This window comes from Methanobrevibacter sp. V14 (genome assembly GCF_963082475.1).
Taxonomy (GTDB): Archaea; Methanobacteriota; Methanobacteria; order Methanobacteriales; family Methanobacteriaceae; genus Methanocatella.
Genome location: NZ_CAUJAM010000009.1, coordinates 1 through 16,430, shown reverse-complemented (window position 1 = coordinate 16,430; position 16,430 = coordinate 1). Strand labels below are relative to the sequence as shown.

At 30.6% G+C, this 16,430-nt stretch carries 18 protein-coding genes; 10 read left to right on the top strand and 8 right to left on the bottom strand.

Going from position 1 to position 16,430, the window contains the following annotated elements; all coding sequences use genetic code 11:
• Window positions 1–151: 151 nt before the first annotated feature.
• Entirely contained in the window at window positions 152–1,906 is a 1,755-nt protein-coding gene (locus tag Q9968_RS07600) for a putative glycoside hydrolase (RefSeq protein WP_305515079.1), read from the top strand.
• A gap of 2 nt (window positions 1,907–1,908) precedes the next feature.
• Window positions 1,909–3,444: a putative glycoside hydrolase gene (locus Q9968_RS07595; RefSeq protein ID WP_305515077.1), complete on the top strand. Its 1,536-nt coding sequence runs from the start codon at window positions 1,909–1,911 to the stop codon at window positions 3,442–3,444.
• Between the two features lie 19 nt (window positions 3,445–3,463).
• On the opposite strand, the gene Q9968_RS07590 is transcribed toward Q9968_RS07595, so the two are convergent.
• On the bottom strand, window positions 3,464–3,841 hold the full coding sequence (locus Q9968_RS07590; RefSeq protein ID WP_305515074.1) for a DUF4258 domain-containing protein: 378 nt from the start codon (window positions 3,839–3,841) through the stop codon (window positions 3,464–3,466).
• 52 nt (window positions 3,842–3,893) lie between these two features.
• On the opposite strand from Q9968_RS07590, the gene Q9968_RS07585 reads away from it, so the two are divergent.
• Entirely contained in the window at window positions 3,894–5,348 is a 1,455-nt protein-coding gene (locus Q9968_RS07585; RefSeq protein ID WP_305515073.1) for a sodium-dependent transporter, read from the top strand.
• A 6-nt stretch (window positions 5,349–5,354) separates the two neighbouring features.
• On the opposite strand, the gene Q9968_RS07580 is transcribed toward Q9968_RS07585, so the two are convergent.
• The gene (locus Q9968_RS07580) at window positions 5,355–5,570 is read right to left on the bottom strand and encodes a hypothetical protein (protein ID WP_305515071.1); all 216 of its coding nucleotides are present in this window, start codon (window positions 5,568–5,570) and stop codon (window positions 5,355–5,357) included.
• Window positions 5,571–5,731: 161 nt separating this feature from the next.
• Here Q9968_RS07580 and Q9968_RS07575 point away from each other — a divergent pair, with 161 nt between their 5' ends.
• The 3 genes from Q9968_RS07575 (at window position 5,732) to Q9968_RS07565 (ending at window position 7,294) form a co-directional block, all read left to right on the top strand.
• Entirely contained in the window at window positions 5,732–6,160 is a 429-nt protein-coding gene (locus Q9968_RS07575; protein WP_305515070.1) for a hypothetical protein, read from the top strand.
• 237 nt (window positions 6,161–6,397) lie between these two features.
• Window positions 6,398–6,832, top strand: coding sequence for a hypothetical protein (locus tag Q9968_RS07570; RefSeq protein WP_305515064.1), 435 nt, complete (start codon window positions 6,398–6,400; stop codon window positions 6,830–6,832).
• A gap of 18 nt (window positions 6,833–6,850) precedes the next feature.
• On the top strand, window positions 6,851–7,294 hold the full coding sequence (locus Q9968_RS07565; RefSeq protein ID WP_305515062.1) for a hypothetical protein: 444 nt from the start codon (window positions 6,851–6,853) through the stop codon (window positions 7,292–7,294).
• Window positions 7,295–7,538: 244 nt separating this feature from the next.
• Here Q9968_RS07565 and Q9968_RS07560 read toward each other — a convergent pair whose 3' ends face one another.
• Both Q9968_RS07560 and Q9968_RS07555 read right to left on the bottom strand, forming a co-directional pair.
• Window positions 7,539–8,348: an Immunoglobulin-like domain BIg-containing protein gene (locus Q9968_RS07560; RefSeq protein ID WP_305515060.1), complete on the bottom strand. Its 810-nt coding sequence runs from the start codon at window positions 8,346–8,348 to the stop codon at window positions 7,539–7,541.
• A 196-nt stretch (window positions 8,349–8,544) separates the two neighbouring features.
• Window positions 8,545–8,694, bottom strand: coding sequence for a hypothetical protein (locus Q9968_RS07555; RefSeq protein ID WP_305515058.1), 150 nt, complete (start codon window positions 8,692–8,694; stop codon window positions 8,545–8,547).
• A 13-nt stretch (window positions 8,695–8,707) separates the two neighbouring features.
• Between Q9968_RS07555 and Q9968_RS07550 the strand changes: the two genes are divergently transcribed.
• From Q9968_RS07550 to Q9968_RS07540, 3 genes are all read left to right on the top strand, one after another.
• Window positions 8,708–9,088 (top strand): hypothetical protein, encoded by a 381-nt coding sequence (locus Q9968_RS07550; protein WP_305515056.1) that lies wholly within the window; start codon window positions 8,708–8,710, stop codon window positions 9,086–9,088.
• A gap of 74 nt (window positions 9,089–9,162) precedes the next feature.
• Window positions 9,163–9,534, top strand: a complete 372-nt coding sequence (locus Q9968_RS07545) for a hypothetical protein (RefSeq protein WP_305515054.1) — start codon at window positions 9,163–9,165, stop codon at window positions 9,532–9,534.
• Between the two features lie 94 nt (window positions 9,535–9,628).
• On the top strand, window positions 9,629–10,786 hold the full coding sequence (locus Q9968_RS07540) for a hypothetical protein (RefSeq protein WP_305515052.1): 1,158 nt from the start codon (window positions 9,629–9,631) through the stop codon (window positions 10,784–10,786).
• Here the strand turns inward: Q9968_RS07540 and Q9968_RS07535 are convergent.
• Complete coding sequence (locus Q9968_RS07535; RefSeq protein WP_305515051.1) at window positions 10,745–11,203, bottom strand: hypothetical protein; 459 nt, start codon at window positions 11,201–11,203, stop codon at window positions 10,745–10,747. The genes Q9968_RS07540 and Q9968_RS07535 overlap by 42 nt on opposite strands.
• A gap of 87 nt (window positions 11,204–11,290) precedes the next feature.
• The gene (locus tag Q9968_RS07530; protein WP_305515049.1) at window positions 11,291–13,372 is read right to left on the bottom strand and encodes a PQQ-binding-like beta-propeller repeat protein; all 2,082 of its coding nucleotides are present in this window, start codon (window positions 13,370–13,372) and stop codon (window positions 11,291–11,293) included.
• 119 nt (window positions 13,373–13,491) lie between these two features.
• On the opposite strand from Q9968_RS07530, the gene Q9968_RS07525 reads away from it, so the two are divergent.
• Entirely contained in the window at window positions 13,492–13,812 is a 321-nt protein-coding gene (locus Q9968_RS07525; RefSeq protein ID WP_305515047.1) for a PIN domain-containing protein, read from the top strand.
• Between the two features lie 57 nt (window positions 13,813–13,869).
• Here Q9968_RS07525 and Q9968_RS07520 read toward each other — a convergent pair whose 3' ends face one another.
• Window positions 13,870–14,001 carry a hypothetical protein gene (locus tag Q9968_RS07520; protein ID WP_305515046.1) on the bottom strand — a complete coding sequence of 44 codons (132 nt, stop codon included), beginning with the start codon at window positions 13,999–14,001 and terminating at the stop codon, window positions 13,870–13,872.
• Between the two features lie 165 nt (window positions 14,002–14,166).
• On the bottom strand, window positions 14,167–14,868 hold the full coding sequence (locus tag Q9968_RS07515; RefSeq protein ID WP_305515687.1) for a TIGR00297 family protein: 702 nt from the start codon (window positions 14,866–14,868) through the stop codon (window positions 14,167–14,169).
• Between the last annotated feature and the right edge of the window lie 1,562 nt (window positions 14,869–16,430).

Here is a 16,430-nt window from a genome sequence, read left to right as displayed (position 1 = left end):
CATCATTATTCTTTTTTTAATTAGTTCTATACTGTTTAAAGCTATTTTTTAAAAATTAAGCTATCTCAATCCAAATATCTTATTAAAAAGGTTTATATATGTTTTTATATAAACCATTAATCACTCAATTTGAGGTGGTGAAAAAATTTCGATGAAGAACAAAACATTGATTTTATCAATTGTGCTAATCTTATTTTTCATGATAGGTGCAGTTAGTGCAGTTAATGAAACCGATGTAGTTGATTCTCCTGATGACTCTTTAGACGATGAGGTACTTTTGGACAATCAAAGAGAAATTCAAACAACAATTAAAAGCAACAATACTAATATTGTTAAAGGCAATGACTTCACTGTACAATTAACAGATGAAAATTCCACACCTGTTGCAAATAAATCAGTTCAGTTCACTCTGGATTCTCAAGTCACTAATGTCACGACTGATGAAAATGGAACTGCAAAACTTAAGATTTTAAAGGATGTTGGAAAATACACAGTCAAATACTCGTTTTCTTCTGATGGATATGCTGGATGTGAAAATTCAACTAAAATATTTGTCATCCCGACTTCTGCTTCTAAGATATTGGCTTCAAATTATAATGCTTATATTGGGATTAAAAATAAATACACAGTTTGTTTAACAGTTGGTGATGTTCCATTATCCGGCAGGGAAATAGTTTTTAAAATTGATGGTAAAAAATATATCAAAAAAACGAACAGAAATGGCAGAGCAAGTCTTAATATTGAAAAACCTAAAGGAACCTATAATATATGCTGCTATTATTATGGTGAGGACAATATTGATTCTGCAAAATGCAAAGCTAAAGTTAAGGTCATAAAAGGGATTCCTACCAAAATTAAAAAGGAAAATTCTGTAATTTATAGACATAAAAAAGCCGATTATCTTAAGGTCAAACTTTATGATGCCCGTGGAAACTTGCTCAAATCCAAAAAAGTTACTTTTAAAGTAAATGGCAAAACATATATTAAAAAAACAAACGGCAACGGAATTGCAAAAGTTAAAATCAAATTAAAAACAGGAACATATAAAGTAAAGGCGATATTTAAAAAGACCTCAATATATAATAAAACTTCAAAGACTATTAAAATAAAAGTTAAACCAAAACAGGCTCGAAACAATGGAATGTGGCTACTTTCCATTGATATGGGCAAAGTTAATTTTACCAGCCTTAAAAAGATTTCAACAAAGCACATTTTCTTGAATTCCAAATGCATTGAAAGATTCGGTAAAAAATATGTTGAATCATGGATTAAAACCGCTAAATCCAAAGGCATTAAAGTTCATTTATGGATGCAGGTATTTTACAACTCAGATGGAGGTTGGGTAAATCCAATTAAAAATGGCAAAATTAATCATAAACTAATTGATAAAAAAGTTAAGGAAGCTAAAAAATATGCCAAGATAAAAGGCGTTTCCGGAGTTCATTTTGATTATTTACGTTTCCCAGGCACTGCTTATAAGTATAAAAATGCTGTAAAAGCAGTTAACTTGTTTACTAAAAAAGCAACTAAGGAAATCCATAAAGTAAATAAGAAAATCATTGTATCGGCGGCAGTTATGCCTGAACCCTCTTCAATGAAGACGTATTATGGTCAGGACATCTCCACAATGGGCAAATACTTGGATATCATCGTCCCTATGGTTTATAAAGGGAATTATCATGCCAATTCAAAATGGATTAAATCGGTAACCAAGTCCTTTTCTAAAAAATCAGCTAAGGCAAAAATCTGGACAGGCCTTCAAACTTACAAATCAGATTCAAATATTAAAAAGATTTCAGCCAAAGAACTGATGAGGGATGCAGATGCGGCAGCGCTTGGTGGAGCATATGGAGTAATCTTATTTAGGTATGGTTTAATTAACTATATTGACTTTGCAGAGGTTTAATCATGAACAATAAAATATTAATCTTTTCAATGATTTTAATGGCTATTTTATCCGCTTCTGCGATATCGGCAAATGATAATGTAACCGGTACTTTTGAAGTGGAGGATAGCATAATTACTAATGAATCTCAAATAAATGAAATTGACGATTCAATAATTGAAAATACAAATTCTACAAACACTAATGAGGATATAGCTATTTCTGAAATATCCTCTTCAGATGTGGTCGGATATAAATCATTTCCCACAACAATCACAGGGATATTAACATCAAATGGAACGCCACTGTCTTCTAAAAATGTTAAAATTGTTTTAAATGGGGTAACATATAACAAAATCACTGATAGTAACGGTAAAGTTAGTTTAAATGTTAAATTAGCTGAAGGTTCCTACACTGCCCAATTTTTCCACGATGGGGATAATTTAACAAGCAATGCAGTTGCAACTTCAAAATTAATGGTTATGGATCTAATTAAAACCAAACTTAAATTGGGAGATAAGGATATTAATTATCGCCAAGGTTCTAAATGCTTATTTTATGTTAAGCTAGTTGATTCAAATGGAAATGCTATTGGAAACCAGTGGGTTACATTTAATGTTGATGGTAAAAATTATACGGTTAAAACAAACGCATACGGTAATGCTAAAATCTATTTAAAACTTAAGAAGGGTAAATATAAAGTAAAATATTCCTTTAAAACATCTTTTCCATATCTTTCTTCTAGCGGATCATATAAAATTGATGTGAAAAATAAAATGCCTAAAGGCAATGGCTATTGGCTATGGTCTTCTCATATGAAAAAAGTAAATCTTAAACGCCTGTCTGGAAAAGGAACTAAACATATTTTCCTCCATGTCCATGCCATATATCAGCATGGAAAACCTTCTGTAGTATCATTTATTAAAAAAGCACATAAATATGGAATTAAAGTTCATTTATGGATGCAAGTATGCTATAATAATGGAAAATGGGTAAGGCCGGTTAATAAAGATGGTTCTTTAAAATACTGGTTTTTAAATAAGAAAGTCAAAGAAGCTAAAAAATATGCTAAAATTAAAGGTGTTGATGGAATTCACTTTGACTATATGCGATTTGGAGGAACAGCACACTTGTATAAAACTTCAACAAAAGCTATTAATTATTTCGTTAAAAAGGCTAGCGTATCTGTTCATAAAGTTAAGTCCAAGTGTATAGTTTCAGGAGCTATAATGCCTGAACCCGGCATGATGGAGTATTATTATGGTCAAGATGTTCCAAAAATCAGCAGATACTTGGATGCACTACTTCCGATGGTTTATAAAGGAAATTATGGTCAGGATACTTCTTGGATTACTTCAGTTACAAGGACTTTTGTCGATCAATCAAATGGAGCCCAAGTCTGGTGCGGCCTTCAATCTTACCATTCAGACAGCAATGCTATAAAATTGTCTCATAAGGCTCTTTTAAAAGATGCAAAAGCCGCTAAAAATGGAGGGGCAAATGGAATTGTTTTATTTAGATTTGGTATAAGTTGCAATTTTAATTTTAATAAAGTTTAATGAGTTAATTTTATTAACTCTACCATTTTCTTTTTGCTAGTGCTTTTATGCGCTTTTTTTCAATATTTTTTTCCCTATCGGATTGGTATTGTTTCTTTTGGCGATTGGTTGCTGTTTCATTATTTCTCATTACTGTTACAAGATCTATTGAATTGCCGCTGCATGCCATTATCACTCGTATTTCTTTATAATCCTTATTTGAAGGAGCATTGTAGACTACGGCATATAGATTATTTTCTGTGTGTTCGTAATTTATAGGTTCTTCACATAGTATGCAGTTAACAACATATTCGCGACTTAATCCGTTATCTTTGAGCCTTTCGATAAAATGGTGATTTTCAAAGCACCAATTTATGCCTGTGGTTTCACCCATTATAAATTTGTCAAAAACATTCATCAGTTATTAATATGTAAATGTTTATTATATATTTTTTACAAATGTAATACCTATGTCACAAAAAAATCAATGGGATTCATCGACAGCATTCATTTTCGCCATGATTGGGGCAGCTGTTGGGCTTGGCAATATATGGAGGTTTAGTTATGTGCTCTACTCTAATGGGGGAGGTTCATTTTTCATTCCTTATCTTATTGCTATTGCCATCATGGGAATTCCATTTTTAATACTTGAATATGGTGTGGGGTTCTCGTTTAAAGAATCTTTCTCGAATATTATGAAGAAAATCAACACGAAATTCGAGATTATTGCATGGATTTTGGTTTTGTTCGTCTTTATTGTTACAGTTTATTATATGGTAATTTTAAGTTGGGATTTGGTATATCTTGGATCTAGCTTCACATTTAGCTGGGGATCTGATGCGGCGGCCTACTTCGTTAACAGCGTAGGCGGAAGTTCCAATCTTGACAATGCTAGTTTTTTATTAATTCCAACAACTGTTGGTGTTTTACTTCTATGGGGTGTTTTATGGTTTATTTCACATAAAAATGTTGAGGAGGGTATTGGAAAGGCATCTAAAATTCTTATTTCTTCTCTATTTATTATGATGGGGGCTATTATTGTTTATGCATTGACTTTGCCCGGTGCAAGTATTGGCGTTACAACATTATTGACTCCGGATTGGAATAAGCTTTTGGATGTAAACATTTGGCTTGCTGCTTTTGCACAGATTATTTTCTCCTTAAGTATGGGTCAGGCCATTGCACTTACTTATGCAAGTTATTTGCCGGAAAACTCTAAGTTAATCGATAATGTTTTAATAGTGGTTGCATCTAACTCTTTATTTGAAATTTGCACTACATTTGGAGTATTTTCAATTTTAGGTTACATGTCATATACTGGAGGAACTCCTATGGTTCAGTTAATCACTGAAGGCACCGGATTAATATTCATTGTCTTTCCAATGATTTTCAACATTATGGGTCCAATCGGAAGAGTTTTAGCGCCGTTGCTATTCCTGGCCATATTATTTGCAGGCATTACTTCAGCTTTAGGTTTTTTAGAACCGATGTTAAATTCAACATCAGATAAACTTGGATGGTCTAGAAAGAAAACCGCAACAGTTTTAAGCATTGTTGGATGCATATTTTCAGTCATTTTAACAACAGGCATTAGCAGTTACCTTGTTGGTATTATAGATTCATTTGTAAATGAATTCGGAATTCTACTTTTAATAGGTGTTCAATGTATTGCATTTGCTTGGTTTTATGGTGTGGAACGTTTCCTGTCTGTACTTAACGAACATTCTACATTTAAAGTTGGCAGAACTTGGGTATTTGTGATTAAATATTTGCTTCCATGTGTTTTAATCCTGATGTGGGCTATCGGTATAGTTCAGCTATTTTCAACTGCAAAAACATTTGAGATTATGGTTGATTTAATGATTATTGTTGCCGCAGTTCTTGCTGCAATTCTTTTGACAAAAATTAAACCGGCAAATGACTGACATCATTTAATAATTTTTATATGCATCATATCCGGAGTATAGGTGGTATAATGTTTGAAGACCACTTCCAAGGGAGTTATTTATAAAAAACCATACGATTATGTGGATAAGTACTGCTGCGCTAAAAAGCCATAATCCTTTCTGTTTGTCCCCATTTAAATATTGGCTTAGACCGGGTATGATAAATGAGAAAATTCCATATTTTAGTGAATTGGTATTCATTATCCTCAAATCCTTTGCACTTTAGTTTGTATGTTTAATTATATTTACTTTGCAGCTAATTATTTTAATACTTTTGGGTCATTTAAACTAAATTGTCTATTCATCCTTTTAGTAAATGGGCATGGAAATATTTATCATATATTAAAATAAATATTTTAACCATGAAAGTGAAGTTGGCAGTTATTGTGCTTTTGGCAATGTTTCTTATGGGTATTGTAAGTGCAAGCGAGGATGTGAAGTATTCAGATGAAGCAAAAAATATAACCTTCAGGGATGTGAAATTCACAATTCCTGCAGGATATGGGGAATCAAAAGATAATGAAAACTTCAATGATTTGGGATCTGATGGAAAAACTTGTTTTTATATTAATGAAGCCAAGGGAGAAATTATCATAACCGTCATCTCAGACTGGATGGGCATGAGTTTAGATGAATTGTACAAAAAGGGTGCTAATAAATCAACAATAAATAATCATACTGGTTGGAATTATACTGAAGACGGCTTACACTACTTTGGATATGTTCAAGGTGATAAAGGTATAATAATAGCTGTTACAAATGAAACAAGGTTGTCTCAGGTAATCTTATAAATACTGTTAAGTCTAAAGGCGGATGGTACCTTTAGAACTTAAACTAAAAAATTTTTTTAGTATAACACAGGAGTGTGTTATGCATAGTAATATATTATATGTCTTATTTAAAGTTTTATTTATTTTTACATGCCTAAATTTTGATTCAAGGCATTTAGGTTTGACTAAATCAAATTCAATCTATATTTTTAAAAATTCAATTGGTAAATAATTATATTAATAAATTTAAACAAAATCATGGTTATGAAAGTCAGATATGTTCTTGCAATTTTAATTTTATTTACATTAATTGCATGTGTTCATGGTGAGAAATTCACTCCTGAATCTGGAACATTTGCATTTAGGGAAGTGGAAATCTTTGAGATAAATGGGATTAACTTTACAATACCTGCAGATTATAATATAACTTATGAAAATAACACTGAAATGGATTTCGAACATGGAAAAAACAAGTTAAATATTTCTGTTGCGGATAATGGAACTGTTGAAAAAGTTAAAAAGGACATGTCAAAAAACATCACTTCCGGAAAAACAATGCTTGGGTCTCAAAAGGGTTATCTTGTAGATAAAAATGGCACTTATACATTTTCTTATATGAAAAATGATAAATTGGTTGTCATTAAATCAGAAAACATGCCATTAATGATTGGGGCTATGGAAGGAGTTAAATAAATTATTTTTAGTGATAATATGGGATTCAATAAAAAACATGCAATGATTTTATTAATTTTCATTTGTGCTTTGCTTGTTATGGGTGTGGCTTTAGCAAAAGATGTGGATGCGGCTAAAACTAAAAAAGTAACAGTTAGGATTCATGATTTTAAACCTGGAGTATTATGGGCTCCAAAAGCGGTCAAACTTAAAAATGGGGATGCGATAGCCGGATACGTTACATACTCAGGCAATATGCAGTTTGACAGGGGAACAGGCGTTACAGCATGGTATATTGGAAATGGCATGAATGGGGACATTGAACCCCATCACACTAAGATAGTTAAAGTTAAATTTTACTTTAAAAATGTAAAAAAACACGTGAAAACCAAAACAGTCAAAGGAAATAGCGCTCATATTTCAACAGGATTGATTAAAGGATACGCTCCTTATAAAGCGAAGGTTTGGTATAGGACTTATTAAAAAATAACTTTCATCATAACCATTCATCTCAATTTAATATCCATACCTGCCGCATAATCCAAAGTAACTCTGATAATAATGGTCTTATTGGAGAGCATAATGATTTGCAGTAATTCGGATAGTTGAAATCTTAAAAAAAGAATCAGATTCGCTGTTGATTGCCACAATCTTATGAAAAGAAGTAATTCCTATTCATAAAATGCCATAATTCATTTAAATAAAAATAATGAGGATTACTCCCCGATTATTTTATTCGCTCATAATGTGGGGATTCGTATCTGATTTTAATTTTACTCACCTTATTCAAATCATGACAGTACACTACACCAGGGGTTCCATTAAAGTCTAAGCAGGACTCCCAAGAGCGGTCCCAATAATATTTTCCATTATGGTGGAGTGTTTTGAGTTTTGTTGTGATGTCCAGATAGGTTTTTGCCGTTTTATTCCCAGCTATTACCAAAATATATTGCATGTCTTTTTCTACATAATTAAAAGTTCCAATAACTATAGAACCAATTGTGTATTTTCGCTCTCCTTTTTTGAAAGGAATTACATTTGTTCTATATTTTGCATATTTGTACTTTTTAATGCTGGATTTCTTTTTAGAGGTAACTTTTACATTAACGGAACCTTTAAGTTGAGTATCAGACCCACCAATACTTATATTGCAAATTCTTGTTGTTTTATAAACCTTTTCAACTGTAAGAATTTTTCCTTTTAGTTTTTTGATAGTTTTGAAGTATTTTGTTTTAGGAAGTTTAATAGTTATGCTGGCTTTTCCTTTTTTATCTGTTTTGGTTTTATAGGTTTTACCATCATACTTGAAGGTCACTTTTTTATTTTTCAGTACTTTATTGTCTTGTGTTTTAAATTTTGCTGTTATTTTGACTTTTTGTCCTTGTTTGCCACTAACAGGTTTAGCTTCGATTTTTACAGGGGGTTTTTTAACAGGATTTGTTTCAACTGAGCTATTGGTGATGTCAGTTGAGATATTTTCAACTTCTTCTGGGGGTGTGGTATTTACATCATTAGCTATAATCTGTAGTGTTTTCACTAGCAGAAGCAGCGCCAATTAATATAAACAACAATCCTAAAAGTAAAAATGTCAATTTCAAATTAATTTTAACCATAATATGTCTCCTTATGTTTTAAGTTATATTTTTTTTAGTAATAAATTTATTGGACAAACTCAAATACAAATAGCATTTCTATAAAAATTTCGAATCAACAATATTTTTAAAAGAATCATTTTATTCGGCATAGTTAAACAAATTCGTAATTGTATTTCTTTTTTTAATAGTTTTATCTATTTCTGCTGTTTCGGCACAGGATAATGCTACATCTGAAATAGGTTTAGATGAAAATACAACAATTGTAGAAGTTGAAGAAAATGATGACACACTGAATGTTGAAATGAATAAAAGTGAATTAAGGGGAGGTGGTTCGGCATTTGCTGATTTGCAAAACCTAATCGACATTACTCCTGATGGAGGTGCATTAAATCTATATCAAAACTATGCCTATGAACCAGGTGACAATGTGATAACAATTAATAAACCAATAACTATCAACGGACAAGGTCACACACTTGATGGTAAATCAGCTTCAAGTATATTCTGTATAAAAGGCAATCCAGTTACATTAAAAAATATAAGATTCATAAATGCTAATAATATAGTAACAGATTATGGTGGTGCCATTGATTGGTTTGGGGATAATGCTAATTTAAATAATTGTCATTTTGAGAATAACCATGCTAAAAATTTTGGTGGTTATTTACTTACAAGGATTTAATTGTCAAATAACAAGTTGTACTTTTATAGACAACACTGCTCAGCATGGGGGTGCTGTTTATTGGAGTGGTGATAATGTATGCTTCAAATTATTGTTCTTTTAACAATAACAATGCTAAGTATTATGGTGGTGCTGTTGAATGGAATGGTGCTAATGGTGCTTTAAGTCATTGTTCTTTTAACAATAACCATGTTGAAGACTATTATGGTGGTGCTGTATTTTGGCATGGTGCTAATGGTGCTTTAAGTCATTGTTCTTTTAACAATAACCATGTTGAAGACTATTATGGTGGTGCTGTATTTTGGCATGGTGCTAATGGTGCTTTAAGTCATTGTTCTTTTAACAATAACCATGTTGAACACTATTATGGTGCTGTATTTTGGGATGGCACTAATGGTGCTTTAAGTTATTCTTCTTTTAACAATAACCATGTTGAAGACTATTAGGTGGTGTTGTATTTTGGGATGGCACTAATGGTGCTTTAAGTCATTGTTCTTTTAACAATAACCATGTTGAAGACTATTATGGTGGTGTTGTATTTTGGCATGGTCTAACGGTGCTTTAAGTTATTCTTCTTTTAACAATAACCATGTTGAAGACTATTATGGTGGTGCTGTTTGTTGGAATGTTAATAATGGTAAATTAAGTGGTTGTTCTTTTGTTAATAACTATGCTGATAGTAATAAAGGTAATGCTATTTATTTTTATAAATCAAGTGCGATTTATAATTGTATTTTTAGTATCTATCGTCCTAAAAAAACAGCTACTGTTAATGTTAAAAATTTAATTTACGATGCGGAGACTAACTATCCTGTTGCATACTATAAAAATGGTATTAATATTGTTAATTCTTTGTTAAATAATGGTATTACTTTTAATAATTTACGCAATGGAAAAAATACTATTAAAATGGTATTTAATGGTTTTTCAAATTACATAATTATAACTGGTGATACTTATTTAAGGGCTAAAAATATTCTAATGTTTTATAACGACGGAACAAAGTATAAGGTTAAACTAACCAACTACAAAGGTAATCCTTTAGTTAATAAAAATGTTAAAATCACAATTGCAAATAAAAACTACTATGTGAAAACCAACAAAAAGGGTTATGCAATTTTACTTCTTAAACAAAAACCTGGAAAATACTTAGTTATCACCAGATTCAACGGAGATCGTGACTACGGATCAAGTTTATATAAAACCACACTAAAAATCATAAAATCTCCAATAACAGAAAACAAAAACATGATAATCTACTTTTTAGGAGGAACATTTAAAGTAAAAATAATCAAACTAAACAAAAAATCTGTAGGGGCTGGAAAAACAGTTAAATTCACCATTGACGGTAAAACATACGCTAAAAAAACAAACAAAAACGGATACGCAAAATACGAAATCCTACAAAAATCTGGAAAATACACAATAACCACAAAATACTCCAAATTCAAACAAAAAAACACAATCAAAATCAAACCAGTACTAACAGCCAATAACGTAGTCAAGAAAAAAACAAAAACAACAATATTCAAAGCCAAACTAATAAAAACAAACGGAAAAGCAAACCCTAAAAAAACAATAACATTCAAATTCGAAGGAAAAACATACAAACAAACAACAAACAAACACGGAATCGCAACACTAAAAATCAAAAACTTAAAAATAGGCAAATACAAAATCATTTGGAGTAATGCCTGAAAGTGTATAATTTCCATTAAGCATATGGATAACTGTGTTATCTTCAAGGTTTTTTAATGTTGTTATAAAATCTCTGGGGTTGTTTTCATCTAAACCACTGCCGTTACCATCTGGTGAAACATAAAGGTGTTTTAAATTAACACCATCACCTAACCACCCACTACTATTACTATCTTCTTCTAGAATTCTATTTGGTGTATTATCTGATTTTTCTAATATTTCATCAGCTTTTACAATATTATTTTGATTTAACTCTTGTAAATTTGTATCATATGAATTGGAAATTGAATCTTCATTATCTATTTCAAAAGAATCTGCATTTAAGTTAGTTTTATTAACATCTTTTGCAACAATAAAATTCAAACTCAATAAAAAAATAATCATTAATACAAATACAACACTTTTATTTAGTCTCATAGTTATTCAATCATTTTTAAAAAAATAATAGAATGTTTCAAAATTTTTTTATTCGAAAACTTCCTATTAAATATAAATTAGATTTTTCTAGTATTTTATGGCATAAAAATGCTTATCGTCAGTACCAATGTATACAGTGCCATTGTTATTAACGACAATATTGCCGACAATAGCAGAACCAGCATTAAAAGCCCAACTTAAACTTTGGGTAATATTTTTATCTAACATATTGGCATTAAATGCCCATAATATGCCGTTATTGTCTCCAATGTAAAGTGTTCCATTATAACATGTCATGGCTGATGTAACTGGATTAATGTTGAAATCAGTTTTACTGCAGGTTAATGATGAACTAGTATAACTAGCATAATAAATATAGCCATTAGCATCTACAGTGTAAACATTACCATTACCATCGGTAATTAACTTATTGCAAGTACCATTTAATGTGGTTGAAGTAATAACCTCTAAATTGGAATTTAATAATGAAATAGCAGTGCCATTATTTGATAAAACACAGATAGTTCCATTAGCATCAATAATAGGATTACCTACAGTACCGCTAATATTATGACTTGTCCCATCAACTAAATTATAAGCAATTAAACCATATATTGTATTGACATAAAGAGTATTGCCATATATGTAGGGTTGGGATAATATTGCTGGTGTGCCATAAGTTACATTAGTAAGTTCTAAAATACTACCATAGTAATAGTAATCTGAATCATGTTTAATCATTGAAATCCAATGATTATCATTGTTGCCATATCCATATTCACTGCTTATATAAATGGTGTTATTATAAATCACCGGTTTATAAAGGCTTGAGCCTTGATAAATGTTTGCGTTAGTTAAAAATGCACCATTTGTCAAGTTAAAGATATATAATGCGTCCCATGATGCTGGCGCATAAATGGTATTTCCCTCAACTAATAGCTCATGGAAATATCCAAATTCAGTTGTGAAATTCCAAACAAGAGCATGGTTAGTATGATTAAAACAGTACAAACTATGATTTGCCGGAATTAAAATATATTGGCCACTAATAACTGGAGTGCCACTTAATGCACTACCTAAAGAAATATTCCAAGTAGCATTGCCTACATTAGTTTCTGGGGGAATTGTTATATTGCCTGTATTAGTTCCATTTGTGTTGTTTTCAGGCTCAACATTACTGGAATAATCAGAAATAGTATTGTTATATTGAACAACGTTTACTTTGTCATTCGCCACAAAAACAGATCCAGTACCATTATTTGGTCCATAAAATCCATTATTGGTATAGGTTAAGTATGCTGCAGTATTGCTGTTTCCAGTATAATAATATGCAAGTGCATGGCCTGAATTATTATTAGCCCTATTATTGATAAATTCACACCTATCAACTTTTAAGCTACCTTTTCCACCACCACATACTGCTCCACCTTTACCAACTGTTTCATTAGCACTATTGTTTATGAAGTTACAATTGGAAATATTTGCATTACAACTGCTACTTGAAATTGCACCACCATTTAATTTAAGTGCAGTATTATTAGTGAAATTTGAATTTTCCACGTTTAAAGTTCCTGAACTTATAACAATTGCTCCACCATTACCTGTTAGTGCAGTGTTGTCTTTAAATTTTGAATTTTTAATAACAACTTTTGGTGTACTCATATAATTACTTGCCCCAATAGCACCTCCACCAGTGTTGGTTGTTGCATAATTATTTGTAAAAGTTGAATTAATGACGGTTAAATAACTGTAAGTGTATAATGCACCGCCATTCCATCTGGCATAATTATTTGTAAAATTAGAACGAATAATTGTTGTATTAGCATTACTATGTGTATGAATTGCTCCTGCCCACCAGTATGCACCATTATTTTCAAAAATGGAATCATAAACAACTAATTGTCCACAATTATTAATTGCACCAGGTTCAGTAGTAGCATAATTATCTTTAAATATAGACTTCTTAACAGTCATTCTAGCATTGTTAACTGCAGTACCCCAAGAGGAACAATAATTGGTTACTGCACCAAAACTACATCTGCAATTTGTAAAAGAACAATTTTCAAGTAATGCATATCCGTAATTTAACCAGATTACTGACTGATGTGATCCAGTTGCATTAATATTATTAAATATGCAATTTTTAAATGTGTAATTTCCATTGCCCATTAATTTAATAAAGACATTGTCAGATAAGTATTGGAAATATACAAATATTGGATGTGATTATTATATGGTCAAAACAATTAGAATAAATGAAGACTTTAAACAATTGCTGAAATTGAAAATTGTTGAAACCAGAAAAACACAAGGAAATGAAACTAATCAATAACACAGTACTGGTGGAAGTGCTAAACAGCCTAAAAAAGAACGATTACAAAATCGAACCGGATGAAATAGTAGAAGTCCTGCTAAACCGGGACAAGGTGGTTTTTCTAACAGATAAAGATTATGGAGAAATCCTAAAACTATTTAAATATTACAATCTAGGGGTTAACTACTATGATTGCACTATATTAAACACAATTATGGACAGCACCCCTTCTGTTGCAGTGTCATTCGATTCAGACTTTGATAAAATCCAAGGAATAATAAGAATCTATTTATAAAAATAGCGGGAAATATAATTTATTTCCATCATGCGTTTAAGATTATTAATATCCTCCTTAAGCAAATCCTGTTCCATAGTATTTTACGAAATGTTTACCCCAAAAAATTTCATCACCGATTTCCAATTGTTTCTCTATCCTATGAATATATTCACCAAGCAGAGATCTGGTTTGGCCAAATTTAACCATTCTAAAGATGTATTCTCATATAAATATTATGAGCTTGCCTATATTCTTTAAAATGCTCTTCAAGTAATTTAATCTCATCATGTTCAAGTTTATCTGAAGTTTTCATGAATAGATATTTGTCATTTCAGAGATAAACTTTTCATAATATACTATAACAAAATAAATCTAAATTAATAATATTGCAACAATTGCTCCTACGATAGTTGCAATTAAATTAACATGTTCGTTTGTTAAAAGTCCCTGATTTTCAAATAATGCTCCTAAAATACTATCCATAAAACAACCAATGGTTCCAGAAACTATTGAAACTAAAATTGCAGAGAGAGGATTTTCTAAAATTCCTAAAAAGTATGCTGAAATACCAATAATCGCTGCACCAAAAATCCCAGTTGCCGTTCCCAATACTGAAACCGCGCCATTTGTGCCGGGATCTACTTTTTGCAAAGTTGTAATTAAACGAGGATGAGTATCCAATACACCAATTTCAGAAGCTAGTGTGTCTGCAGTTGCAGTTGCAATAGCCCCAATAAATCCTCCAACGAATGGCAAATAATATCCTCCAAATGCAGCCATAAAACATGCGACCACACCATTTGAGATTACATTTTTAGAAGTTCTCCTTCCTTCAAATTCTCCAAGTGACATTTTATACTTTTTAGAGAATTTTGTGGCAATTAACGACATGACAAGGAATAGAACAATTAATAAAAGCCAGTTCGTACCTGCAGAGAATATAATTATTATTCCCATGACAATCATAACTGCTGAACCAAATAAATCTAGAGATTTTCTTCTATAAGTAATGAAACCTAAAATAAACAAAAGAATAACATAAACCCAATTTATCATTAAAAATCCGAACATTATTACCACAACTTTCTATAAGTATTTGTTAAAAATAATATAAAAAGATTTTTAAACCTTGTAGAAAGCATGTTAAAATTTTGATGAATATCGAATTTTTTTGCTTGTTTTATTTAAATAATCATTTTAAATGGTTTTTTCTTATTTTTAACATGTTTTTATTGATTACTCTTTTTCACTTGCACTTTTACTTTTGAGAAAATTTTTTCATATCTCGCCTTGATTTTAATTTTAAGCTATTTGATTACTTTAATTTTTTTACACTTGAATTAATACATGACATTATTTAAAAAACCTAATAATAAATTATAAATATGCATAATTGAGAATAATTATTAATATAAATAAAAAAATAAACTATTTCCACATTATTATTTAAATTCAGGAATGTTAACTCTTTTAATTTTAGGATTAATATTAATGGAAAAAGTAAAGATGAAAAACTATTTGAACTTGGTCAAAATCAAAATAATTACTTGACTTTGTTGAATTAACATTCAACTATTGAAAAATGGATATTACAAAGCATTCCTGTGATAGCAACCATATAATACAATCAATCACAATTACACACCATTTTAGCGATGCAAACTTACTTGAAACAATAGAAATTTAGAAGTTTCAGATAAAATAACCCAATTTGAAACTTAAAAAGTTACCCCATTACATAACAATCCCAAAATTCTTTTTAATAATGTCAGACACAAGATTAAAAGAGTTAAACAAATTAATCCTATACCTACATCAATAGATTGTAAATTAGCAGTAATTTATGAGACAGGACATATAAGTGACTATGCAGACCAATATTATGTAAAATAAGATGAAAAATCTAAAAAAGCTAAATTAAAAACCATATTTCAATTGATGTCAACACAAGAATAATTTTAAATTATTCGGCAAATTGAGATTCAAAATACGGCACACAATTCATAATATCTTCTATAATGCAATTAAAACAAATTCAACCACATTTATATACGGGCATATAAAGCTTATGATTCATAACTCATAAAAAAATGCATAAATTAAGAATTAGGAGCATTTAACCATACCATTAAAAAAGATATAACCGGACATTATCTGCTAAATTGTACTAACCCATCTGGTACCACATATACCCAAAAAATGAATGTGGAAAGTAGATATATGTAATAAAAAAAAGATTAAACATAGCAACTATAGCCGAAGCACAACCTTCAAAATAAAGAAACAAAACTCAAAGATGTATTCTATAACATTTACATAGCAATACAAATATTTTAAAGAAGGTTTCTACAAGGTTTATTTTAATATATTAATAAACTACATTTTTTACATAACGGTGGATGCATTGAAAATCAAATTAGTTTTTTAACTTTGCATAAAATCCGCCCAACCGTTTTTAAAACTACTATACTATATCATGTCTGTCTCTTATACACATTCCCGAGCCAACGGAACCCCTCTACACTCCGATGGCCGCCTTTTCCTTGAAAAAAAAAAAAACAAGCACTAACAATGGAGCACAAGCTCCCTTACATCACCTCATACCGACATGTATCACTAGCTAGGTAGCCACGTGA

Excerpts from the sequence above, each read along its gene's own strand:
- Q9968_RS07600 (WP_305515079.1), top strand. The coding sequence starts at position 152 with ATGAAGAACAAAACATTGATTTTATCAATTGTGCTAATCTTATTTTTC.
- Q9968_RS07595 (WP_305515077.1), top strand. The coding sequence starts at position 1,909 with ATGAACAATAAAATATTAATCTTTTCAATGATTTTAATGGCTATTTTA.
- Q9968_RS07590 (WP_305515074.1), bottom strand. The coding sequence starts at position 3,841 with ATGAATGTTTTTGACAAATTTATAATGGGTGAAACCACAGGCATAAAT.
- Q9968_RS07585 (WP_305515073.1), top strand. The coding sequence starts at position 3,894 with ATGTCACAAAAAAATCAATGGGATTCATCGACAGCATTCATTTTCGCC.
- Q9968_RS07580 (WP_305515071.1), bottom strand. The coding sequence starts at position 5,570 with ATGAATACCAATTCACTAAAATATGGAATTTTCTCATTTATCATACCC.
- Q9968_RS07575 (WP_305515070.1), top strand. The coding sequence starts at position 5,732 with ATGAAAGTGAAGTTGGCAGTTATTGTGCTTTTGGCAATGTTTCTTATG.
- Q9968_RS07570 (WP_305515064.1), top strand. The coding sequence starts at position 6,398 with ATGGTTATGAAAGTCAGATATGTTCTTGCAATTTTAATTTTATTTACA.
- Q9968_RS07565 (WP_305515062.1), top strand. The coding sequence starts at position 6,851 with ATGGGATTCAATAAAAAACATGCAATGATTTTATTAATTTTCATTTGT.
- Q9968_RS07550 (WP_305515056.1), top strand. The coding sequence starts at position 8,708 with ATGAATAAAAGTGAATTAAGGGGAGGTGGTTCGGCATTTGCTGATTTG.
- Q9968_RS07545 (WP_305515054.1), top strand. The coding sequence starts at position 9,163 with ATGTATGCTTCAAATTATTGTTCTTTTAACAATAACAATGCTAAGTAT.
- Q9968_RS07535 (WP_305515051.1), bottom strand. The coding sequence starts at position 11,203 with ATGAGACTAAATAAAAGTGTTGTATTTGTATTAATGATTATTTTTTTA.
- Q9968_RS07530 (WP_305515049.1), bottom strand. The coding sequence starts at position 13,372 with ATGGGCAATGGAAATTACACATTTAAAAATTGCATATTTAATAATATT.
- Q9968_RS07520 (WP_305515046.1), bottom strand. The coding sequence starts at position 14,001 with ATGGTTAAATTTGGCCAAACCAGATCTCTGCTTGGTGAATATATTCAT.